The 23,996-nt window shown below is 44.4% G+C and carries 17 protein-coding genes and 3 pseudogenes; 7 read left to right on the forward strand and 13 right to left on the reverse strand.

Translation table 11 applies throughout. The features are described 5' to 3' along the window. Positions 1-141, reverse strand: a pseudogene (locus GQS54_RS23355) (ISAs1 family transposase); the annotation flags it as partial. A gap of 314 nt (positions 142-455) precedes the next feature. On the opposite strand from GQS54_RS23355, the gene GQS54_RS21280 reads away from it, so the two are divergent. The 4 genes from GQS54_RS21280 (at position 456) to GQS54_RS21295 (ending at position 4,642) form a co-directional block, all read left to right on the forward strand. After that, complete coding sequence (locus GQS54_RS21280; protein WP_166425956.1) at positions 456-1,166, forward strand: ABC transporter ATP-binding protein; 711 nt, start codon at positions 456-458, stop codon at positions 1,164-1,166. Then, positions 1,163-2,599: a DUF3526 domain-containing protein gene (locus tag GQS54_RS21285; RefSeq protein ID WP_166425936.1), complete on the forward strand. Its 1,437-nt coding sequence runs from the start codon at positions 1,163-1,165 to the stop codon at positions 2,597-2,599. The genes GQS54_RS21280 and GQS54_RS21285 overlap by 4 nt, the downstream gene beginning before the upstream one ends. Before the next feature lie 95 nt (positions 2,600-2,694). Then, positions 2,695-3,942 carry a DUF3526 domain-containing protein gene (locus GQS54_RS21290; RefSeq protein WP_240920036.1) on the forward strand — a complete coding sequence of 416 codons (1,248 nt, stop codon included), beginning with the start codon at positions 2,695-2,697 and terminating at the stop codon, positions 3,940-3,942. Positions 3,943-4,033: 91 nt separating this feature from the next. Continuing rightward, a complete protein-coding gene (locus GQS54_RS21295) occupies positions 4,034-4,642 on the forward strand; it encodes a cytochrome c oxidase assembly factor Coa1 family protein (protein ID WP_166425938.1) in 609 nt (202 codons plus the stop codon). Positions 4,643-4,827: 185 nt separating this feature from the next. Here the strand turns inward: GQS54_RS21295 and GQS54_RS21300 are convergent, their stop codons facing one another. Both GQS54_RS21300 and cynS read right to left on the reverse strand, forming a co-directional pair. Continuing rightward, positions 4,828-5,199, reverse strand: coding sequence for a cupin domain-containing protein (locus GQS54_RS21300; RefSeq protein ID WP_166425939.1), 372 nt, complete (start codon positions 5,197-5,199; stop codon positions 4,828-4,830). A gap of 137 nt (positions 5,200-5,336) precedes the next feature. Continuing rightward, positions 5,337-5,777, reverse strand: coding sequence for a cyanase (gene cynS / locus GQS54_RS21305; protein ID WP_166425940.1), 441 nt, complete (start codon positions 5,775-5,777; stop codon positions 5,337-5,339). 207 nt (positions 5,778-5,984) lie between these two features. Here cynS and GQS54_RS21310 point away from each other — a divergent pair, with 207 nt between their 5' ends. Further along, on the forward strand, positions 5,985-7,850 hold the full coding sequence (locus GQS54_RS21310) for a sigma 54-interacting transcriptional regulator (protein WP_166425941.1): 1,866 nt from the start codon (positions 5,985-5,987) through the stop codon (positions 7,848-7,850). A 96-nt stretch (positions 7,851-7,946) separates the two neighbouring features. On the opposite strand, the gene GQS54_RS21315 is transcribed toward GQS54_RS21310, so the two are convergent. Then, positions 7,947-8,717, reverse strand: coding sequence for an IclR family transcriptional regulator (locus GQS54_RS21315; RefSeq protein ID WP_166425942.1), 771 nt, complete (start codon positions 8,715-8,717; stop codon positions 7,947-7,949). Positions 8,718-8,941: 224 nt separating this feature from the next. Here GQS54_RS21315 and GQS54_RS21320 point away from each other — a divergent pair, with 224 nt between their 5' ends. Together GQS54_RS21320 and GQS54_RS21325 are read left to right on the forward strand one after the other, a co-directional pair. After that, entirely contained in the window at positions 8,942-9,724 is a 783-nt protein-coding gene (locus GQS54_RS21320; RefSeq protein ID WP_166425943.1) for a phytanoyl-CoA dioxygenase family protein, read from the forward strand. Then, positions 9,725-10,852, forward strand: coding sequence for a 6-bladed beta-propeller (locus GQS54_RS21325; protein ID WP_166425944.1), 1,128 nt, complete (start codon positions 9,725-9,727; stop codon positions 10,850-10,852). A 422-nt stretch (positions 10,853-11,274) separates the two neighbouring features. Here the strand turns inward: GQS54_RS21325 and GQS54_RS21335 are convergent. The 9 genes and pseudogenes from GQS54_RS21335 to GQS54_RS21375 form a co-directional block, all read right to left on the reverse strand. Beyond that, positions 11,275-11,472: pseudogene (locus GQS54_RS21335) on the reverse strand (IS3 family transposase); the annotation flags it as partial. 153 nt (positions 11,473-11,625) lie between these two features. Continuing rightward, positions 11,626-12,795 carry a group II intron reverse transcriptase/maturase gene (ltrA, locus tag GQS54_RS21340; protein ID WP_166425945.1) on the reverse strand — a complete coding sequence of 390 codons (1,170 nt, stop codon included), beginning with the start codon at positions 12,793-12,795 and terminating at the stop codon, positions 11,626-11,628. Positions 12,796-13,334: 539 nt separating this feature from the next. Continuing rightward, positions 13,335-14,308, reverse strand: a pseudogene (locus GQS54_RS21345) (IS3 family transposase); the annotation flags it as partial. A gap of 29 nt (positions 14,309-14,337) precedes the next feature. Continuing rightward, positions 14,338-15,009, reverse strand: a complete 672-nt coding sequence (locus GQS54_RS21350; protein ID WP_166425946.1) for a SapC family protein — start codon at positions 15,007-15,009, stop codon at positions 14,338-14,340. Positions 15,010-15,059: 50 nt separating this feature from the next. Beyond that, positions 15,060-16,700: a tryptophan halogenase family protein gene (locus GQS54_RS21355; RefSeq protein WP_166425957.1), complete on the reverse strand. Its 1,641-nt coding sequence runs from the start codon at positions 16,698-16,700 to the stop codon at positions 15,060-15,062. A 147-nt stretch (positions 16,701-16,847) separates the two neighbouring features. Beyond that, a complete protein-coding gene (locus GQS54_RS21360; RefSeq protein ID WP_166425947.1) occupies positions 16,848-18,983 on the reverse strand; it encodes a hypothetical protein in 2,136 nt (711 codons plus the stop codon). A gap of 73 nt (positions 18,984-19,056) precedes the next feature. Beyond that, positions 19,057-22,725, reverse strand: coding sequence for a TonB-dependent receptor (locus GQS54_RS21365; protein ID WP_166425948.1), 3,669 nt, complete (start codon positions 22,723-22,725; stop codon positions 19,057-19,059). Positions 22,726-23,234: 509 nt separating this feature from the next. Continuing rightward, the gene (locus tag GQS54_RS23360) at positions 23,235-23,546 is read right to left on the reverse strand and encodes a hypothetical protein (protein ID WP_240920033.1); all 312 of its coding nucleotides are present in this window, start codon (positions 23,544-23,546) and stop codon (positions 23,235-23,237) included. A 146-nt stretch (positions 23,547-23,692) separates the two neighbouring features. After that, positions 23,693-23,962 carry a helix-turn-helix transcriptional regulator gene (locus GQS54_RS21375; protein ID WP_166425949.1) on the reverse strand — a complete coding sequence of 90 codons (270 nt, stop codon included), beginning with the start codon at positions 23,960-23,962 and terminating at the stop codon, positions 23,693-23,695. Positions 23,963-23,996: the final 34 nt, after the last annotated feature.

The raw sequence follows: 23,996 nt of genomic DNA on the forward strand, positions 1-23,996 counted from the left end.
ATCACCACGGTATATCTGACAGTTATCTTCTCGCATCGCTGCGTCTAGAAGCCAGTACAACTTACTTTCGATAGCCCAATTGCCTCGTGCTGCTTTACCAAATTGTGCGGGCGTCAGCAGGGTAGAGTTAGTATGGCAATAGGTGGTGTGCACTCCAAGCAATTATTGAGAGCGGCTTAAATATTTTTTACAAATGACTGCTGCTTAAAATGGGGTACTACAACCCATTGCTAAATCCTTAAGCGGCGACTGTAAATCTACCTTTGTTACAAGGCTAAGGTTCATAAGCTCTTGCCGAGTCATTCCCGTTTTTCTAAAACGCCAATATAGACTTTCTGGTGAAGGAATAAATAGCACTAGATTAAGTTATATTATAACATAACTGCAGGTTGCGAATTAAAACAACAAGATGGAGAGTAAACGTGAGCGGTGTTGCCAAACCAAGCAGTGAATTGATGATAGAGGCCGATGCCCTTAGCATCACTATTAAGAACAATGACATTCTTAAAGCGCTCAGTTTTAAAGTGGCCAAGGGTGAAATATACGCCTTACTCGGTGGCAACGGCGCTGGTAAGTCCACGACACTCAAAACGTTTTTGGGGTTTATGACACCCACTTCAGGCAGGGCACTAGTAAACGGAAAGTTGGTGAGTGAAGACATTAAAACGGTTCGCCAGCAAATCGCATATTTACCAGAATCGGCGACTTTGTACCAGCATTTAACGGCCAGAGAAAACGTGCGCTATTTTTTGTCGCTGGCTGAAATTGATAAATCAGACGCTGAAATAAACCAAGCGTTTGAGCGCGTAGCCCTACAAAGCGATGCATGGGAGCGCCACATGAGTACCTACTCAAAAGGTATGCGCCAGAAAACAGCGATTGCGCTGGCTATTCTGCGTGAAGCGCCAATTATTCTGCTGGATGAGCCTACATCAGGGCTAGACCCAGTAGCAATTGATGAATTTAATCAACTTGTGTCTGAACTTGCCTCCAACGGCGCTACTATTTTAATGGTGACGCACGATGTGTACGGCGCATGCCAAGTGGCTAACCGCATTGGTTTACTGCGAAACGGTGAGCTAGTCGGCGAGTTTAGTGCCGAAGAAAATGCGCGAATTGACACTGAAGTAGTGCATGCAGCGTTTGCTCAGAGGGATGTGCTATGAGTTCAACCACGCTGACAATCGCCAAAGATGAATGGCGATATTGGTTGCGTTCTAAATTGGCTACATCGGTATTAGTGGTAGGATTATTGTTAACACTTTCTTCGGTGATTGTGTCATCGATAAACGTGGCTGAATTGAACCACCACCGCGAAGATATGCAAAGTAGCGCACAAGACAGCTTTGCTGGGCAACCTGATCGTCATCCTCATCGTATGGTGCATTACGGTCACTATGCATTTCGTACACCCTCAGCGCTGGCCAGCTTAGACCCAGGTGTGGATGCCTTCACCGGAAATTCAATCTTTTTAGAAGGACATAGGCAAAACAGCGCTATGTTTGCTGACCAACGACAGGGTACGTCATTGACGAAATTGGGCAGTTTAGATCCTGCCTTTATAGTGCAAAACCTTGCGCCACTGTTGCTTATTCTAATTGGCTTTAGCTCCGTCAGCCGAGAGCGTGAGGCACACACGTTAACCTTGATTCTAGCCCAAGGCACATCAATATATCAGCTCATGATGGGCAAAGGTGTGGCCCTTTTTGCCGCTGTGGGTATGATCCTAACACCGTTAGTTATTTCAGCATTTGTTGCCGTGTTGCAAGGGGAGCCAGCACTCACCGCGAGCGGGTTTTTGGTTGGGTATTGGGTGTATTTGTCGGTTTGGGTTGTGTTGATTGTGCTTTGTTCAACAGCAATGGCCAAGAACAGTGCGAGTTTTACCACGCTGATTTTTGTGTGGATTTTACTGTGTATTATCACTCCTCGTGCAGCCAGCACCACCGCGGCGATAGTGGTCCCATCTGCCGGTAAATTGGAATCAGATTTTGATGTAATAGCCAAACTTCGAAAAATTGGAGATGGACATAACGCGTCTGATCCGGCCTTTGAACAGATGAAATCGAAATTACTCGCGCAATACAACGTAGACTCGATTGAGCAGCTTCCAATGAATTTTCGTGGGGCGGTGATTAAAGCATCCGAAGCAAAGTTGACTGATGTATTAAACGAGTTTGCTGAAAAAAGAATGCACGAAGAACTCGAACAAAGTCAGGTGGCGAGGCTGTTTGGCTGGTTTTCACCGGTTGTGGCAATACGCTCGTTATCCATGATGACAGCGGGAACCAGTATTGAAACCCATCATCGTTTTTTAAGAGAAACCGAAGCCCTGCGTTTTGATTTTGTTCAGTCGTTAAATACGTTGCATGAACAAAAGCTCAGCTATAAAAATGATGTTAAACGTTATGCGGATCAAGATTCTGCTCATGAAGCGCAAGTGGGCGCTGAAAACTGGCAGCTGCTGAAAGACTTTAATTTTAGTGTAGACAAGGCAAGTGACAGATTACAGCGCAGCCTAGTTGCGTTTCTTCAATTGTTCGGCTGGCTTGCTGGGCTTATCGCGTTAGGCACAATAGTAGGGAGACGCGTTGAATGAGTGCGCAAATTCAGGGATTTACCATGTCAGAAAGTATAACTAAAGGCCTTGGGATAAAAGGGTTCTTAGCCCAACGAATAACGTTGAAACAAATCATGCGTGAATGGCGTTTTATGTTGCGCCAACGGGATGTTGTGATGCTGTTATTGTGCAGTCTATTGTTATCAGGATTTGCCATTACCAGTGGTATCAATGAGGTAGACAACCAGCGAAGTACCATCGAGCGGTTATTAAAAGCTGATGCGCTAGATGGCAAAGACGTATTGAACAGTCACGCTGATTATGGCTCTGTAGCATACTATCGTTTTCATTTAACCTATTCTGAGCCCAGCGCGTTGGCGTTTGCGGCGCTAGGTGAGCGCGATATTTATCCGTGGAAGCACAGAATACGAATGCTCGCCCTTGAAGGTCAAATATACGAAAGTGATACGGCTAATGCAGAACTTGCGCAAACCGGTAAGTTTGATTTTGTCTTTGTGATAAGTGCGCTCGCACCACTGTTGGTTATATTGCTCTTTCATGACTTATTTGCCAATGAAAGGGCCAATGGCCGCTACGATTTACTGCTTAGCACCGCACGTTCACCGCTGAGCCTTTGGGGGCCAAGGAGTCTAGTGCGTTTTGTATCTCTGTTTGTCATTTTACTGCTTCCGTTTTGGTTTGGCGCGTTTATGCAAGACGTTGGGCTCAGCGATACTGCGCTTATCTCGTTATGGTGCGGATTGTACTTGCTGTTATGGGCTGGCTTAAGCATATGGTGGGGCAGAAACGCGACCAGTAGCCCACGTGTTGCTTCTGGTCTGATTGGTATTTGGGTGTTACTGACGTTTGTTATCCCAACAGCTGGGGATGTGATCATCAATCAAAGTATGGAGTCTGTAGATGGCGGGGATATCGTACTTGCACAGCGTGAAGCTGTGAACGCCGCGTGGGACAAACCCATAGAAGCCACGATGGGACCCTTTACTCAATCGTATCCACAATGGAAAGGCTATGTGGACATGCAAAGTTTGTTCGAGTGGAAGTGGTTCTACGCGTTTCAACAAATGGGGGATGAAAGTACCGCTGAGTTGTCGCTGGCGTATCGTAAAGCAGCCTCGAAAAAATATGAAGTGGCCGGTTATGTTTCTATGTTGGCGCTACCGCATTTGTTACAACGTAAAATGACTCGCTTAGCCCAGACTGATGCCATAGCGGCATTCGAATACGAGCGTCAGGTACGTGATTTTCATCGAAGGTTAAGGCATTTTTATTATCCGTTGCTGTTCAAAAACGAGGTGTTTAGTGTGGAAAAACTAGCGGATACCCCCGAGTTCGTGCCGATGGCAAACCACGAGTTTTAATTCCGGTCATCTTACGATGGGTGTCCATGTAAAAAATCCTTAGCAGGTATGAGCCTTTTTTGGCACTAGGTAAAAAGGAGAAAGTTTAAACATGGAACGACAATACATTTCAGGCATGGGCAAAGCGTCAGTGGTGCCCGAAGAAATCAAAGGGTGGAATTGGGGTGCTTTTCTACTTAATTGGATTTGGGGTATCGGTAACAGTACCTTTATTGCTCTGCTGATGTTTGTGCCTGTGGTCAACTTGGTGATGATGTTGATTTTGGGCGCTAAAGGCAATGAATGGGCATGGCAGAACCGCACATGGCGTGATATAGCTCATTTCAAATCTACCCAAAAAAAATGGCGTAATGCAGGCTTAATCCTTGTTTTCGTCATCTTCCCCATCATGATTATTTCATTGATCAGCATGATGAAAGGCGAGGCATACGATTTATCCGTTAAGGCCGTTAAAGCACATCCGCAAGTGATTTCATTAGTGGGTAAAAACCCTGAGCCTGGATTTTTTGTGTTAGGTGATATCACCTATTCCGGTGAAGGCGGTAAGGCTAACGTAAACTACTCCATTAAAGGTGATAAATCCGCAGCCGAGGTCTATGTTTACGCTACTGATGTGGCTGATAAATGGGAACTGCAAGAGGTTGTAGTGATTGATAAGAAGCAAGGCGAGATGGTGGTGGTTGTGACTCCGGAACAATAATTAGGTTGTGGCTCTGGAACAAATCAGTACGAGTGTAACGAACGAGGAGGCGCGAATTTTGTGTCACTGCTTATCTTAAACACGCTCAGTAAATATAAGATAGGCAGTGAACAAATGGTGTTGCTCACTGCCGTCATATAATGCGAATAGAATGAGCTTAATTGCTGCTCACTACTTGATGCTGATTAATGACAGCAAACATCAGCATAGTAGTTGTCGCCTTGAGACATCTGAATAAATTCACATGGCTCATCACCAACAGTCCAGGCATCGTGCCCTGGTGGCAACATCATGATATCACCTTTGGTGAAGGTTTCTTCTGAGCCGTCATCCATTAGAATGCCGATGGTTCCGGTGATCACATAGGCAACATGGGGAATTAAGCATGATTTTGTACCGGCATACTCTTTTAGTTCTATAGACCACTTAGCACCAGGATTAAAAGTGACTTTAACAGCTGTAACCTCATCCAGCGTAACCACTTGCTTTGAGATTCTTCCATTAACTTCAAATTCCGCAGAATCAATACTTGCTTTCATCATGTTTTTTACTGACATTGTTGCCTCTCATTTTAGGTAATAGTGTTGATTGAACTGCTTTTTAATTTGCCGTACCGCTATACGGCGAGTGATTAAATTTTGTTATCTATAAGTTGGTGTTGTCCTTCACCTTATGATGTTAACAACTGAGCAAACTACCACTTTTTGTACGGAAGAAACTTTCCATTTATTGACAGTAATACTCTGTCACCCTTTGGATCTTCGACCTTATCTACGTCCATTGTAAAATCAATGGCGCTCATAATTCCGTCACCGAATTTTTCTTGAATGACTTCTTTAAGTGTTTCGCCGTACACGCCTACGATTTCGTACAGTCGATACATAAGTGGATCGGTCGGCACGGATTGCTCCCATATTTTTGTTGGGTATTGCATCAACACCTGCTCGACTTCGCTGGGTAAAGACAACATTTCAGTCAGTGCTTTTGCTACGTCTGCTGATGCTGTATTCATACCGAGGCACACTGACGTTAGCCACACAGGCGATACATTAAGAGAAATAGCCATTCCTTCCCACGTTAAATCTTTGGCTATCTTGGCTTGGATAATGTCTTCGGTCATTTGTATCTTGTTCAAAATTTATTCCTTTTTTTTAACTTGAAATATTATTCGTGCTGACTTGATATTTGATCAATTGCAATGAAGGTGCCAACTAGATATTTATTGTAACCATATGATTTTATTGATATTTAAGTGGATTTACAAAATATAAAATTTGCTATATTTCGTAATTTACTATATTTAGTAAAAATATTATTAAATTAAGTAAGCCATTGGTGCGTTATGGACATGTTTTTTGAAGACTCGGCACTTGCGCAACTGGTCATCGACCCGATTGAAAATAGAATCATAAAAGTCAATATCGAAGGCAGTAAATTGCTTCGAGATTCAATTGAAAACATTCAGCATAAATCCCCAATCGACTATTTTAAATCTGATCTTGAAGCGTTTATTTCTTTTACCATCGAGTTGATTGAGAATAAACGCGCTTGGCGAGATTTATTGGTGGTGATCAACGATAGCTCTGACTTAATTGAAGTAACGGGCAAAGCAGTTGAATATAACGGTTCATCAGTGTTGTTTTTAAGTCTGGAGTCCGTTAATGAACGAGAGCGCAAAAAGCGCAGCGCCTCGGTAAAAAAATACTTTGATGCCGGTCTCGGACACTGGAAGCATAAAGCCTCCGTTTTTGATGAATTTGAAAGACGCAATAAATTGCTTCTTGATGCCGTAGGAGACGGTATTTATGGTGTGGATATTAAAGGTAATACGACGTTTGTAAATCCCGCTGCGGAGATAATGCTAGGGTATAAGGCTGAGGAGCTTTTGGGCAGAAACATGCATTCTGCCGTGCATTACGCTCACGAAGATGGACATCACTTTAGCGCGCAAGAATGCCCGATATTTAAGGCGTTTCGTGAGGATGTTGTGCATAAAGTGGATGATGATATCTTCTGGACAAAACTAGGCACCACCATTGTAGTGGAATACACCAGTACACCAATACGTGATTTTGGTGTTGTTATCGGGGCTGTGGTGGTTTTCAGGGACGTAACAAAGCGCAACGCAAATCAACGTAAACTGCTGACAGCACTAGAGGAAGTGCAGTCACTGAAAGACAAATTAACACACGAAAAAGATTATTTAGAAGAAGAGATAAAGTCTGATTACAACTACCACCATATTATTGGTAAAAGTAATGTAATAAACCGTATAACAGAACAAATATCTCTAGTGGCTCCGACTGATTCCACGGTGCTCGTTACTGGCGAGTCAGGCACTGGAAAAGAATTGATAGCTCGCGCCATCCATGATTTAAGCCCTCGCTCGAAACATGCTTTAATTAAGGTCAATTGTTCCGCTATCCCCGAAGAGTTATTTGAAAGTGAATTTTTCGGTCATGTAAAAGGTGCATTTACTGGGGCTGTTGCAGATCGAGTCGGCAGATTTGAGCTTGCAAATGAAGGAACCTTGTTTCTTGACGAAGTAGGGGAGTTATCTTTAAATTTGCAAAGCAAATTACTCAGGGTCGTTCAAGAGCAGCAATTTGAGCGTGTTGGCGATACTAAAACTATCAGCGTAAATGTCAGAATTATTTCAGCGACGAATCGCGACTTAAAGCAACAAGTTCAAAAGGGCCTATTTAGAGAAGATTTGTACTTCCGGCTCAACGTATTTCCTATTGAATCGGTTCCCTTAAGAGATCGAGGTGACGACATTTCTTTACTCGCTAAACATTTTATTCAGAAGTTTAGTGTCAAAACAAACAAGCCAAATCTCAGAGTACCGTTAATCGAATTGGAGAAACTAAAACACTATTCATGGCCGGGCAATATTAGAGAGTTAGAGAACGTCATAGAGAGGCAAGTTATTTTGTCTCAGGGTAATATCGTCAATTTTGACAACCTAATTCCGAGTGTATTCCCAAAGCAAAATCAGGTTAATAGTGCCGATATCGAAAAAGTATTGAGCGTGCAGGATCTGGCGAAGCTCGACAAGCAAAACTGTATCAATGCGCTCATAAAGACCCAAGGTAGAGTATCTGGTGTGTTTGGTGCAGCTAAGGTTATAGGAATAAAGTCCAGTACTTTATTTTCCAAATTAACTAAATACAAAATTGATGTGAACGCTTTTAAAGTAAAAAGCTAAGCCTATATTTTGCGTTACTGCTGAATGTTGACGTGATGTTAAAGGTTACAACAACACACATTCAGCTATTCATTAAGCCAACGCTAATTGATAAAGCTAACAACCCAGCTGTTCGGTGATGATTCTAGCGGTGTGAGTTATATGCTTAATCAAACTGTCTTGTTCGAGCGGCTTGCCGAATGTGCTGTTAAGGGAAGAAACCGCTAATGATGCGATGACTTTACCTTGGGGGTGACCTATTAAGGTGGCTACATCGGTTACACCATCGATTAAGGTATTTGACTGTACATAAACGCCCTGTGTTTCGATGCGGCTCAGCTCTGTATGTAAAATCTGCTGTTGCTTTTTAGGTAAGGCAGCAAAGTATGGGTCGTGTTCGAGTAACATCTTCTTAACAGAAGGGTTGCTGTTGGCCAAAAGCACTTTCCCCGCTGTTGAGGTGCGAGTGGAGAACAGTGACCCTTCGGTAATATTGAGGAACACTGGGCTGTGGCTGCGCGCTTGAATGATAACCATGGTTTGACTTTGATATAGCATACACAGGTAGCAAGACTGGCCAATTTTAACCGCAAGATCTTCCATGTAAGGCAGCGCACATTGACGCATTTGATCAATAGGCGAAATACTGCGTGACAAATTATATAACTTGAATGAAATGCGATATCGCCCTGATACCTCGTCTCGCAACAAGTAACCTCTGGCTTCTAAGCCTACCAATACGCGAAAAATCTCATTTGGACTACGGTCTAAACCTTGGGCTATTTCGCTTTGTGAGCGGGGCAATTCCTGACTGGCCAGGTACTCAAGAATATCTAAGCCTTTATCAAGGGCTGGCACAGCATACTTAGTGACTGCTTTATCGTTCAAAAAAAGTAACTCCACATAATGTCTTTTTTCATTTTACCTTTTACTAAGTAACATGCCTAGCAAACTAGTTGCTTGAGGGTTTTATTGATGTACAGAATAGCATGGCATTTATGATTTATATTTAAATCTTATATTTTTATATGAATCAATGCTTGCCATGGAAACAGAAATAGGTGATTATTGTTAACAGTTTACTATTGGAATTAACAACAGAGGAAAAACCCATGAGTAATATCACCTTAAATGACCAACAAATTGCAGACTTTCATCGTGATGGTTACGTTATCGCTCGGGAATATTATAGCGCTGATGAAATTGCGCGTTTACAAGAAAAAGCGTTTAACGACGATTCATTAAACGAACGAGCCTGGCAAAAAAAGGATGCCGGTGGTGCAGTAAGCAAAGTTTGTTTGTGGCAAGAAACAGGCAACGATTTATACAGTATGTTTTCTCGCAGTCGCAGGTTAGCGGATGTGTGTGAAACCTTGATAGGCGAGCCTATCTATCACACCAGTACTAAGATTATGATGAAAGAACCCTTTGTGGGCGGAGCTTGGGAATGGCATCAGGATTTCGGTTACTGGCATCGTGACAACTACATGCTGTACCCAAAAGCGATCAGCTGTATGGTGGCAATTAATCGCGCCACAGAGGAAAACGGTTGTTTGCAGGTGCTAAAAGGCTCTCATCATTTAGGCCGTTTAGATCACAGTAAAACGGGCGATCAAAAAGGGGCAGCGTTAGATTTTGTAGAAGAAGCCATGAAATTCCATGCGTTAGTTAACGTAGAGCTTGAACCTGGCGATGTGCTGTTTTTTCACTGTAATTTATTGCACAAGTCTAATCAGAACCGAGCGGCAGAGCCACGTTGGTCGATGATTTGCGCATATAACGCCGTTAGCAATCAATCATTTGCTGAAAACGAGGCTAAGTTCTATCCGTTTAGTCCAGTGGGTGACGATGCCATATTGAATTGGCAAGAAAATGAAGAAGTTAAGGCCTCTTAAATGCCTGTTATAGAAAATCAGAAGACCACTCAGAAAAGCAGCCAAGCAGACACATTACATTCAGGTTGGGTGCTGCCTAAATCAAAGCGTGACCCACATGGCTTAGTCGTTGGCCAAGGGGAGTTTACCTATAGGGTAAACGCCCACTGGGGCCGGCTAGATAATAGCCAAACACCGGTTGAAAATTGCCATGGATTGGATATCGATGCTAAAGGTCGAGTGGTGATGATCACTGATGATCCGCGCAATAATATTGTTATTTACAACCGCGATGGCAAACTGCTCGATACCTTTAGCACACATATGCCAGGCGGCCACAGTGTTAAAATAGTCAATGAGAATGGTGAGGACTTTATGTATCTCGTTGATAGCGGCTGGGTGAAAAACCGCTTATGGGATGGCCATTCTACTGAAGCGTGGGACTCGCCTTACAACCGCGTTGTTGCCCAATCTGGCTTTATCGCGAAATTGGATATGGCTGGGCGACTGATATTTAGCATTGGTCATCCTCAAACATATGGGGTGTATCGACCGGATCAACCCTTTAGACCGACGGACATAACCATTAGTGACAACGGCCACATGTACGTGACTGACGGCTATGGCTCTGATTACTTGCTGCAGTACGACAGCCAAGGGCGATTTATACGACATTGGGGGGGGCATGATAACGCTGACGCTCATTATAACTTATCGAATACCCATGGTATCGGTGTAGATAGACGCGGAGAAACACCAGAACTGATTGTTAGCTCCAGAGGATCGCAGTGCTTAAAGCGCTTCACTCTAAGCGGTGAGTATTTAGGCACTATTGATGCTAACGGAGCGTATATTGGCGGCCCTATTTTTAAAGGCGAGCACTTTTTTGCACCTGTGTGCTGGTCGCACATCGATGGTAAAAACCAAGACGATTCAGGTTTCATCAGCGTGTTTGACAAAGACAATCGCGTGGTAGCAAATATAGGCGGCACTACACCTGAGTATATCAACGATGTGTTACAGCCGATGCAAACCACGTGGGATGTGTTTAATCATTGTCACGGCTTATGCGTGGATGATGAGGGCAATCTTTACGTCGGCCAATGGAATGCAAATCAGAGTTATCCCATGAAGCTTGAACGCCTGTGAATGTGGGTCGGCGGCTTAATCGAAACAAATTATATTTGAAATAGACCCGCTTGTGCGGGCTTGGTGTCCATAGGCGAAAATTTAGCTTTTTGACTATGAACCTAACTTTAGTGGGTTAAGGCTACCGAGGGCTATCTGGGGCGGGGGAATACCCTGAAGATGCTCAGGTATTAACACGTATTGCTACGTTATGAGCTTAGGTTGTTTGTTCTGGCCCTAAGCTCTTCATCCTGTTTTAGCGATATCGGTACAGGTCTAAAAGTATTGGTACAAGAATAGGGGTTACGTTACTTATTGGCGCGCTCTATCATCATTTCTAAGTGAGCCCCTGAAGTCATCACCAAATGGCATACTTGCAACACGCCTTTGTCGTGGCAGGCTTGCAGAGCTTTGACGTGGTCAACCTAAAACGACCAGCCCAGTTAAGCTACTTTTTGTAATTCATTGTTTTGTCTTTCAAAGTCATTAGGGCTTTGGTAATCCAAGTACGAATGAAGTCTATGGCTGTTGTACCACATCGTAATGTAATTCAGGATATCCTGCTGGGCGTTAAATCGTGTTGAGTAATTGCGCCAATGCACCCGCTCTTGTTTTAAACTCCCGAAGAAGCTTTCTGCTACAGGTCGAGTCAACCAAGGGTAGCCTCCCCCCTTAGCTGCTCACAGAACCGTACGTGAACCTCTCGACTCATACGGCTCTTGTTATTCAGCCACCCATTTCCAGATGCGCCAATGTGCAAATAATAAAGGAGCTTTGGAGTACAGCTTACGAAGTCATTGCCCTGCACGCTTTTTACGACGTTGCAGTTGTTTGAACTTGCGCATTGCCCACTTCATTATTTTCTCATTGATGTAGTCATAGATAGTAGACATTTCTGATTTTCTAAAGTGCCCGTAATAATTGATCCAACCTTGTATCATTGGATTAATTGCTCTGGCTAATTCTGAGATACCTTGACTGAAACACCCCTTTACCATCGGATGCTCCTTGATCTTAAGCCGAATAGCCTTCATAGACTTGCGGCTGACCGCTGGTGTGAAACTCACAAAGAATTTCCCCTCCTTGTCTCGGCAACTTCTCGGCCTAAAGGTATACCCCAGAAAGTCGAAACTTTGGCTGGAATAAGTACCCAGTCGCTTTGAATCTTTACAATAAACAATCTTGGTTTTCTCTTGGCAAAGTGACAGCTTGCACTGTGCAAACCGTGACCTTATCATTTGCTCAATATATTCCAACTGCTTTTGACTACGACAATGCACAACGATGTCATCGGCATACCTTTCAAAATGAATGCAAGGAAACTCTTTTTGCATCCAACTATCAAAGCCTAAGTGAAGAAATATATTGGCGATAAGGGGGCTAACTACTCCGCCCTGTGGTGTGCCCTGAGTTCGTTTTATTCGTTCCCCATTTGGCATCACTACATCTGCTTTCAACCAACGTTCAATATACAGCATTGTCCATTTACACTGCGTAAATCTCGACACCGCTATCATGACCAATTTATGATCTAGCGCATCGAAGAAACCTTGAATATCCATATCCAGAACCCAATCATCTCGCCAGCACCTGCGACGAGTCTGAGCAATCGCATCCAGTGCCGATTTCTTTGGACGATAGCCGTATGAATCATCATGAAAGTGAGGCTCCACTTGAGGCTCCAAACGTTTCTTGATGACCATCTGAGCGATCCTGTCCGAAATCGTCGGAATTCCCAAAGGTCTTAACTTCCCGTTAGACTTAGGGATCTCAACTCGTCGTACTGGGGGAGGAAAATAACTCCCTGATGACAATCTGTTCCAGATTTTGTAAAGATTACACTTTAAATCAGTTTCAAAGTCCTCCATCGTTTGCCCATCAATACCAGCAGAGCCTTTATTGGCCTTGACCGCTAGATAAGCATCCCACACTGCAAACTTAGATAAATTAAATGACTTTGCCAAGATTTACTGCTCCTCCCATTGCTGGTTGACAGTAACGCTTAGCTGAATAACGCAACCCCTTCGCTCCACAGCCATTACAGCGGCTTCATCACTACTACGAGTTGCTCCGCCCCTCTGGTTTACATTGGTACTTGCAGCGACATTCAATTGAACGACACCTCTTTCCTTATCATTAAACCAGTAGGTTCCCACGTTCCACAAAAGAGCCTGGTTCAAGCTCATGCAACCTCTACACCGAACGCCACCCAGCCCATAAACAGGTAATGTCTGGATTTGTCCCAGATTAACAACGCTATCTGGTTTTGACGTTAGTTGGTTTGCTTTTCGACATGTCATCGATTGTTCACTTTCGTTCATCTTCTTGAACCATACCTGACACTTTTAAGTGCCTTTTCCTACGACGCTCACTACCATAGCTTTTGACTACAGCAGCTCGTGGTGGTTTGAAGCCAGATCCTGTAATCAGACTTCGAGGGGCCTACCCTCATCTCTTATGCAGCATGGCAATGTGGCAAACGTTCTGTCACATGCCTTCGTGGCACACCGTTATCCCAACAACACCCTTTTTTACTCATGCTGCCTATAAAACCATGTGTTTTGATAAGGCGACGATAGGCTTTACTGGCATATTGTACGCCTTGATCTGAATGCACAATTAACCCTGCTTTCGGTTGTCGTTGCCATATGGCCATAGTTAGTGCGTCACACACTAAGCTGGCTTTCATTCTTGAACTCATACTCCATCCCACGACTTTGCGTGAATATAAATCAATCACCACCGCTAAATACAGCCAACCCTCTGATGTCCAAACGTAGGTGATGTCTTGAACCCAAGCTTGGTCTGGCTTTTGTGCGACAAAGTCTTGCTTGACTACATTGTCATAAATGGGCTTCTTATGGTCGCTGTTGGTGGTGGCTTTAAATTTCTTTTTGTACCGCACCCACACGCCAGCTTCTTTCATCAATTGAGCTGTTTTCCTGCGACTCACTGGGAAGCTCAGCGTATTCAATACTTTTTGAATGCGTCGTTCACCATAGGTGTTGTCACTGAACTTGGCGATATCTTTTATCCATTCCAACATCTCTTGATGCGTTAGGTCATCAGGTTTATCCGTTTGCCGCTTCTGGTAACTGTAATAATTGTGGCTTTGTACACCCAGTAATCTGCACATTAGTCGCACAGGCCAGGTCTTCTTATATCGGGTAATAAACGAGTATTTCACTTCGTTTCTTTGGCAAAGAAGACCGTCGCTTTTTTTAATATCTCACGCTCCATTTCAAGGCGCTTTACTTGCTCCTTTAAACGGCGGATTTCAGCTTGCTCGGGTGTCAGGGTGCCATTACCTCGAAAAGCTTGACCATCATCATCTTTGGCTTCTTTAAGCCAACGACCAAGTATTTGAGGGCTAAGTCCTAAATTCCTAGCCGCCTCTGTTCGACTGTATTTTTGCTCTACCACCAAGGCGATGGCATCCAGTTTGAATTCTTTTGAATATTTCTTACGTGTTGTCATTATCTATCTCCAGTTAAGGCTATTATGTCTTAACTGGGGTGGTCGTATCTATTCAACCACGTCACTTTGCCCGTCAATCCATTGAGTTTTTTAACGTTAACCGTGTACAAGTCGTTAAGTTTAATGTCAGCATTTTTGAGCGTTACGTTTAATTCAACCGCTTCAAGCAACTCATGATCCACTAGTGTGGCTATGACACTTCGGGTTTGTTCGCTGGCGCTGAGTAAATGAGAACATAGCGTTTGGTAATGCGCTAGAGCAGGGGCGGCAGTGCCATCTTCGTTATAGAGCCGCTCGCCTTTGGTGAAAGAAAACTGAGGGCTGGTTGGGTCTACGGTTAAGTGCCCAGAGGTATGTGTGTTGCTCCGTGGCCCGACACTCTGAACTGCGCTCTTTTGGGGTTCAGGTACATGCAATTGAAAAGGGCGGCGCTGAATATCAAGTGGAACATAGCGGGACATCCAATTGCCGTTATCTAGAAACAGATTTTGCCCAGATTCAAACCCGAGTAATGCCGCTAATTGGAATTCGCCACTGCGCGCCGATTTGTAGAAAAACAGCGGATATTCGTGTGCGAGAAATGTTAACTCAGACACCATCACTGTGCTTAGGTTAACCGCAAAGCTTGGGTCGAGGTATTCACAACGAATAACCTTAAGTTTGCCGTGCGCTTTAGAGCTAAGGAGTTGTAATTTTGCCATGTTTTTCTTCTTTTTTGTTATCTATTAAACGGACTGATGCATTATACAAATCAGAATTTTTGCAAGCCGAACTTGTGTATTTTGTTAATCAGCGAGCGATTGCTTATCGCTTTATCAGTTAGCTGAGTTGTAAAACCTTGAATCGATGAGAAGAGTTGCTCAGCAGCTTGCATAGTTTGTGGGTCTGGAGTGCAAAGCAAATTGCTTTTGAAGCCTGCGCCGTACAATACAAACTGATAACTAGCGGCTTGAAACACTTCATCCCTAGCCGGAAAATCGGCAATATCCGGTACTTTGTGACGCCACATGAGCAATAGTTTTTTGAGTGAGGCCGGAATTGAGCGCTCGGCTCTGTTATCTTTCCAAAAAGCGGAGGTGCGCTTACTCAGCACATAATGCAGTTTCAAAAAATCGATGATTCGTTGCCAGCGATAGGCAAAGGTTTGATTAAACCGCTCGGCTACTATGCCCATACTCTGGCGCGTTGCAGGGAATTGTTCGGCTAACATATTGGCCGACATCTCAACCAGTACAATAGCTGAGGCCTCTAAAGGCTCAATAAAACCTGCAGATAAACCGATGGCCACACAGTTATGCTTCCAAAACTGCTGTTTATAACCTGGAGTGAAGCGGATATGTTTAAAAGCAAGTGAGTCGGTATCCTGATGACGTTGCTGTATGTACTGCAATAATGTGTCTTTTGCGCTTTCATCATCGGTATAACGGTCGCTGTATACATAACCGACGCCACGACGGTTAGGCAAACCTATATCCCATATCCAGCCGCTGTTTTGAGCAGTTGATAACGTAAATGATTCAATTGGTTCTTGGTCAGTCGCGTAAGGAACATGGGTCGCGATGGCATTGTTGGCAAATAGCACGTCATTCACAGGCGTATTCTTGACGCCCAGCGTTTTCCCTAACAGCAGGGCACTGAACCCTGTGCAGTCTATAAATAAATCGCCAGTGAGATGGGTTAAAAGGCTATTAGTTGTTGGTGGCTTAGTCGTCGGTACTCTTTTTGCTTTTGCTTTTGCTTTTGCTTTTGCTTTTGCTTTTGCTTCTGCTTCTGCCAGCTGCAAGCCTGAAATGTCACCGTTTGGATCTTGAATAACGTGTTTAACCCTGGCGGATATGTGCTTAACCTGCAAATTATTAACGCAATGCTCACGTAACAATTTGGCGAATAGGCCTGCGTCTAAATGGTAACCGTAATTAGCAAATCCGCTGTATTCAGGGGTGGTGATCAGCTTTGGCGCTAGGTGTTGATTTGCTAGCGCACTTTGCAAGCAATAAGCTTGACTAAAGGGAACGTGCTTGTTGGTGTGCAACCAATGCTGGGCTTGTGCACCATGGCTTGCTTGTTCTGGCACATCAAAAGGGTGATCGTACTGGCTAGAATGTTCATTTTCCCAATGAATAAAACGCGAGCCCTGTTTAAATAACACATTGCAGTGGCGTATAAAATCCGTTTCCGATATGCCTATTGTATGTAACGTGCTGCGAAGCGTGGGCCAGTTGCCTTCACCCACACCTACAGTGGGCATGTCGGGGGATTCACACAAGGTGAAAGTCAGTTCACTATTATTTATTCGCGAAGACAAACGGGCAGCGAGTAAACCCGCAGTAAGCCAACCTGCAGTGCCACCGCCAACAATCACGACATGTTTTATAGGGTTACTCTGTTGCACGCATTTTTGCCTTTTGAACGTTTGACTGCTTAGCATTAAATCGCCGAATATAGGCCCATAATTTCCAAGCACGGGCAGCAAATGAAAAGCCCCATGAAAAATTTTCATAGGGCTTTAATCTTGCGTACTAAGTTCATCTATTCGAAGTTAAGGAATAGCGATTAAACGTACGTTATCAATATAGTACTGGGCGTTTGTTTCCGTGAGCATCACGTTCAATGTCATGGTTTCTTGAGACCAATCGACTGCTGCGCTGCGGCTAAACTCTTCAGTAATAATGATATCTGATGTGGTGTTTTGTGCACTTTTGGTGGTGCCGCTGCCATTTGCTGCAATAGATTCAGTGCCATTGGACAAGTTTAGCTCGTATAGAACAACCGTGCTTTCACCCGCTGTATATAAGGCATCGTGATTGATGAGTTGAGCATCCAGCACGACTGCATAACGCCCGCCGGCTTGGATCGCGCCAGCTTTGATGGGTAGGCTAATCGTCACGCCATCAGTGGTACCCGTGGTATCAACGAAGAGTTTTTGCATGCCCTCGACGTCGCGTATTTCGACTATGCCACCGTGGCTGGCAATGGTTTCAGCGTTATCAAACAAGCCTACTTGGTCCAATAACATGTCATGCACTGCGGTATCATAGTGGCCGTACTTGACCATATTTAAGTCGTCGATGCTGTGATCGCCACCTGCGTATGAATCGTCGTACTTTAATAAACCAAAATGCACGGGCAGGGTTTCATAACCATCCCAGGCGCCAGTCTCACCGGTATCAATAATCTGCACGTGTTCCATCCAGGTGTCGAGTGACTGATCGAAGTAACGACCGCCTAACCAGAATCGATTATCTAGGCTGGAGCCCTCTGGAACTGTTGTAAATAGAGGCACAAAAGGATTGCCGCTTGCGCCGTTTGACGCCGCGTTATTTAACCAATATGACATGGCGTACTTTTGATTATCTTCTAGTGATGTCACGATATTCTGTAGTTCGAAATGACAGAAACTACCCTGCATGTGCATTCCATAATCACCGGTACGCGCTGAAGCCGTGTTGATTTCGGGGTCTGGGCACGCCCAGCCCGCCCAGCCCCACATAAAGCCGCCCGTGTTATTGGTTGCATCAAGCGGACCGACATGTGCTGCATCTTCAAAGTCTGCGTTGAACCCCGCCGCTTTGACTAAGTTCGTTTCTTCACCATTAATGGTGACTACTAAGCTTCTGTGCCCATCAGCAGTATTGCCTGCATCGTCGGCAACGTTGAACAGAAATGACAGCACTTTGCTTTGACCAGTATCTATTTCATTAAAAAAGGCGTGGGGGTCGACTGACAGCATGTTGTCATTAAGCTCAATACCGTAGGGTAGGTCGGCGTCGCCATCTAAAGTGAGATTGTCGATGACGATAGCATTATCTTCTCGGTCAACTGTTTCTTGCGCTAAATCATAGACTTGTACTGTGTCCGTTTCATTAGCACTCGCTTCTAAGAAGTAATTTAGAATAAGCGGCGCACCGGGAATATCTTGTACACCCAACACATTTATGACTAAATTACGGTCTATTTCAAAACGATGATCTTTCACTTTGTAGGTATAGCTGAACGTGACCTTTTCCCCGTCAGGGATTTGTGATTCAACGGCACTCACATCAAGCTCTAACTGGTTATCTTCATTGAGAGTAAAGGGGATGCTATATGGGTTATTGGCATCTGCTGTTATATCAAACGCGGTGAGTGGCTCTTCATCGCCATCCACAACACCTTTAAGCAAATCAACCACTCCCATTCCAGCGTCGCGAGTAAAGTTGCCCACTAAGTCGTCTTCAGCGACAGGAGCTATATCTTCGCCGATTATGGTGATAGTCGCTGAACGGGCAGTGGTATTGCTGCCATCAGTGATATCGTAGGTGAGGGTCATCGTTAATGTCTCATCCGTATCGAGTGTGGGGGCAATAGCATTCGGTCTTATACCAAGGTACAGCCCGTCTAACTCAAAGCCAGTCATATCGGTTAGATTCGAGCTAATATTCGTTACGCGCAGAATGTCGCCGTCCATGTCAGTAGCCACACCTGTACCACTATTTTCACCTGTGGGTGTACCTAATAGAAAAAGTCTTTTGAATGGGTCTTTTTCTGAATACGTCAGCATAATATCGCCGCCATGGGCAGGAGAATTACTTGATACTGCAGGTGTCGAACTGCCGCCGCCACTGCCACCACAGGCTGTAATAACTGAGCACGCGACGCTTGCCAACAAAAATTTTGATGTTTGAATTGATTTCATAATTTCATACCGTTGCTGTGAGTAAGGTGCGCCTAGTCACGCACCTCACTTCTGCTGATCTTAATAAGTAACCTTAGAATGTAACGTTCACACCTAAGCGATAAGTCGTTCCAACCTTATAACGGGTGTAGGTACGTGAACGTGTGGCATCTCCCTCTAGAGGGTTGCCTTCTTCAAAGGCGACAAATTGGTAACCCACATTGTTGTCAGCGAAAATGCGGTCTACTTCTAATTCTCGGCTGGTGTAGTAGGTTCTAAATTCATCATCAAGCAAGTTGATGGCTTGCAATGAAAAGGTGACGTTGTCGTTCAGTTTGTAAGATGCTGACAAATCCAGGTTGCCGCGGCCTCCATTCCACAAGGATCCTTGGTTCCACGTACGGCCTTGTAAGCCTGTGTTGTAATCAGTACCCACGAGTGAGTCGCTTGTGCCTCGATAGGCTAAGCGGATTTGATGGCCGTCTTGCTCCCAGAATATGGTCGCGTTATAGCTATGCTCAGGTGTATCGGCCACTGGGAATGACGGTAAGGTTTTGCTCGGATCGATGCTTGAGCGGTCAGGATCATATTGACTATCTTGGTAGGTATAGTTTGCTGACACGCCTAAACCAGATAAAAAGCCCGGCAAAAAGTCATAAGTTTGCACATAACCCAACTCTAGGCCGGTAATTTTGGCGCCTTTGCCATTGACAATTTTACTGACGCTATATTGCGCACATAGATCACGTAAATTATCGCTGAAACGGGTGGGATCAGAATTCCACCAGCCGTAGTCAGCAGTGGCGCGCAGCGGCATACATCCGTTTAAACCTTGATCATTTGTACCGTCATCTTCTGCTAGTAAAATGATTTCACTGCCACTGACAGGCGTGTCAACGTTACGCACGTCTTTAAGGTAGGTAACCGCGTTTTCAACCGTGGTGAAGTTAGACATATTCTTGTGGAATACCGCAACACTGAGCATAGAGGTTTCATTGAAATACCACTCAAAAGACACGTCTAAGTTTTTAGACTCTAAAGGCTCAAGCTGAGTATTAAACAACGATACCTTACTGCCAGTACTTGGGTTACCTGACCCCCAGTAACCATTTTCGGTTAACTGAAAACCAGGGCGAAGTTGATCAATTTCCGGACGTGTCATCGTTTTAGAAACCGAGAAGCGGCCGACCATTTCATCAGAAATCGCGTAGTTTAGGTTCAAGCTTGGCAATAAGTTTGTGTAGCTGTGTTTGTCAGATGAGCGGAACGATTGTAGCTCTCTGTTACGCTCTGATGTTGCTGAAAACTGATTGGCATTCACCGGTGACAGTGGCGTGGTACCGTCATAAACGATGTCGCCATTCCAGCCGTTATTACGGGTGGTGGCTACATCTGCATAGCGCCACATGTTTAGCCAAGTGATGGGCTCTGCTGGTTCTGGCAGGCTTGGATCCTGTTGAAACGCTGCCCATTGGGCAAATGCAGGATCGTGACACGGGCCTTGGTCCGCTATGCGTGTCCAGCCTGAAGGATCTGGACCGCTACTGGTATCCCAACCTTGGCCATCTACACGTTGGTATTTTTGCTCGTAACCTTTTGGTTGGTTAGGGTCGGCGAAAATGGGTGCGCGGCACTCAGGTAAACTGGTATCGCGTAAGTCACGAATGTTAACACGGTCAAATTCACGCTCTAAGGTTTCAGAGAACTGCCAGAAATCTGCACCAGAATACCCTTCTGCAGTGATATCTGTTTTAACGTAGCGCAAACCGATATTACCGGTTAAACGGCCGTCAAATAAATCGAAATTACCTTTCACATAGAAAGCTTGGGTGTCTATATCTGCGATCCGAGATTCCGAGTCATTTGGGGTCCTGACGGTGTTTTCATCATCGAGTAACAAGTTGATTGCTTTGGTTGCATCGACTTGAGTCCAGCCCTGCGTTGCTTCATTGCGGCCATAACCTAATGACTGCATAAAATCACTGGGTAGCACGCCTTCACGAGCAATGAGGGTAGCGCGAATATCGAGCAGAGAACCACCTGGGATAGCGACAGGGTTACCGAATTCATCTTCAATGACGTCTGTGGCTGTGACAGAGTTGAAACGGTACTGTTGGTTGTCAACGTCCTTGGTGCGTTTGGTCGCCTTGCCACCAAACTCGAATGAGGTAAAACCAAACCCCTCATAGTCGTATTCAAAATCAAACTGTGCGTTCGCTAACTCATCGCTCACGTTGACATCATTTTCAGATAGGAAAGACAGGTGCTGGGTGTTGATGTCAGTTGGGTTATATCCAGTTAAAACGATGTTATCATCGTATCCTGGGGTAAAAATGCCAGTATCTGGGTCAACTTCATTGACGATTTGTTCACCCAAATCGACAAGACTGCTACCAACCACCATACGGCAGGTTCCACTTGTGCAATCGTAACCTACAGGCTCAACATCTCGCCCTGCATCGTATAGTTTCACGGCAGGGACTTGAGGGAAGTTTTGCAACGCAGCAAATGCACTAGGTAAGCTTTCTGACTCACTTTTGGAGTAGCCAATTTGGCTCGACATACGGAACTCATCCGTTAATTCACGTTTGTACGTGAATGATACACTGCCGTTCTTTTGGTCATTTCCGCCTTGCGATGCTTGTAAGTCACCTGCGCCGAAGCGATTTAACTGTTTTACAAGGGTATTTGTATCCGTGTCGACTACGTACCAGTCTCGTTGAGGGTCGGTAAATGGTGCTGCAGGTCGCAATTCTCCGAGTGGTTTTACCCCTTCGACAAAATTTTCATTATTGGTAAAACGGGAAATTACAGCGTCTTGGCGCGTGGCATATTCTTGTGTTGAATATGTAATATCCAGTGTCATTTCAGACACATCGTCAGGTAAAAACTGCAAGCCAAGGGTTAACCCTTGACGTTCGGTATTGTTTTGATGCAACTCGTAACGGGTGGCAGTCGGGCGAATTGCCTTGACACCTGAAATTGCTTCACCGTTTAAGTCACTGGCTGAGTCGATGATAGTGGAGGCTTCGAATCTGTCGACTCGATATTGGTCGCGACGAATACTGGTGGTTTCATCATATGCAGAAAACGCAACGCCAAAGGTATCATCAAAGAATTTTTCCGTGAGGGTAAACTGTACTTTGTGATCTGACTCTTCTGAGAAATCGTTGTAACGACCTTGTGCAGTAAATGAGCGCACGTCTTTTTTCTGATCGAGGGGTTTGAGGGTAATTAGGTTTATATTTGCCCCCAATGATCCTTCGTCTTGATCCGCACTCGATGTCTTCACCACTTCAAGCTTGGATAATATGTCAGCTGAAAACGAACTCAAATCTACTGCTTGGCTAAAATCGGTAGAAGTCAGTTGTTGACCGTTGATAGTAATATTATTCTGGTTGGCGGTGGCGCCCCGAACCGTAATTTGGGTGCCTTCACCGTCGCGCGTAACCAATGAAACGCCCGTAACACGGCTTAGTGCATCCGCAACGTTCTGGTCGGTTGATTTGCCAATGTCCTCGGCATTAATCGTGTCGACTAAGTTTTGAGAGAAGCGCTTATCATTAATTGATTTTTTGAGACTGCTCTTCAAACCCGTAATTTCAATTACCTCGATGCCGCTGGCTTCGGTTGATTCAGCTTGTATTGTGGCAGTGCTTTGAGTGTCTTTTTGTTCTTGTGTTTGTCCAATAGCATTGGATGCCATTAAGACAGCTATTGAGATTGCGCTCAATTTAAAAGGTGTGATGAATGCTTTAGACATAGTTAATTGTTCCCGGTAATTATAAATGTCGTCGTTTAATCGGTTTAACCTGAAATGCCAAGGTTGTTCCAAAATCATCTTCAAGTGCGTTAGCCAACAGAATATGTGTGAATATTTTGTTACACCTGAAATGTAAATCGTATGTAAACACCACCCACCATTAATGTCAAAAGTTTTTTGTTAACAATTACTATTAATTGGTTCGTTTTATTTTTCCGTATTAGTTAAATATTGTCATGTATATCAATAGTTTAATTTTTTTCAGTTTTTTTGGTATTAAGGTAAATTATATTTTTTCACAAAAAACTATCATTGTTTCAGGCGGGATAGGGGCCTTTTCTCGCAAAAGGATAGTGATTTTGAAGAGAAAGCGAGATGTGAGATGTGAGATAGAAAAGCTAAGTGGCTGGACTCTGGTTCCAGCGTCTACTGATAAATTGGCCTGGCGATTATCGGCCTTTAGCGACCGCTAGTTATGTTGCTTACTAAACCTAATTGCATACCTTTCTCTAAGCGCGAGACGACAATGAAATTTTAAATATATCCCTCAATTCCGCCGCGGCATGACGCATTTTTAGAATTTGTTGATTGATCGATGAACTTCGCTGGGCGAATTTTAACGTGTGACCATTACTTTCTTTAATATTTTCAACGTTTTGTTTGATTTCACCCAAGGTGTTCTTCTGGCTGTCGGGGACTTTTTGCAATGCGCTTTGTGCTACATCTAGGGAGTTAAAGCGAATGCTTGTCGGGCAAATTGTTGATTCAAGGCTTGATGAACTTAAGTTAGTCAACATTACCCTGATTATTGTGGCGCTCAAATATCCCCCAGAATAGGGATACTCGCGAGAGTAAAGTGACCTTACAGGCGTTAGAGCAGGCGAGAAAAAACAATTTACCCTAAGCAAAAGCTGTCGGTTCTCAGTGACTACGCTAAGCGTAATTAAATGTGCTAAATGCGGTTAAATTACGCAGCGTATTTACGCCAGAAGTTAATATCCGTCGGGCTGTTGTTACGTGCCGCGCGTTCGCAGCGCATAGATGCAAGGACAGCAAACGGATCAAGGGTCAACATTTCGGCAATTTCAACAGCCAATTTGTCGTCGATTGAGCCGGTGCTGTTGCGGTAACGACTGACCGCTGAGCGCGATATGCCAAGCTTTTTCGCGACATCGTTGTCGGAACGAAATGTATGTTTTTTCTTTAACATATCGATTAACTGCATGCTTTTATACATGGGTTTATCCTCTTACTTGGTACCTAAATTACGG

Origin of the sequence: Paraglaciecola sp. 20A4 (assembly GCF_011378905.1) — a bacterium.
Taxonomy (GTDB): domain Bacteria; phylum Pseudomonadota; class Gammaproteobacteria; order Enterobacterales; family Alteromonadaceae; genus Paraglaciecola.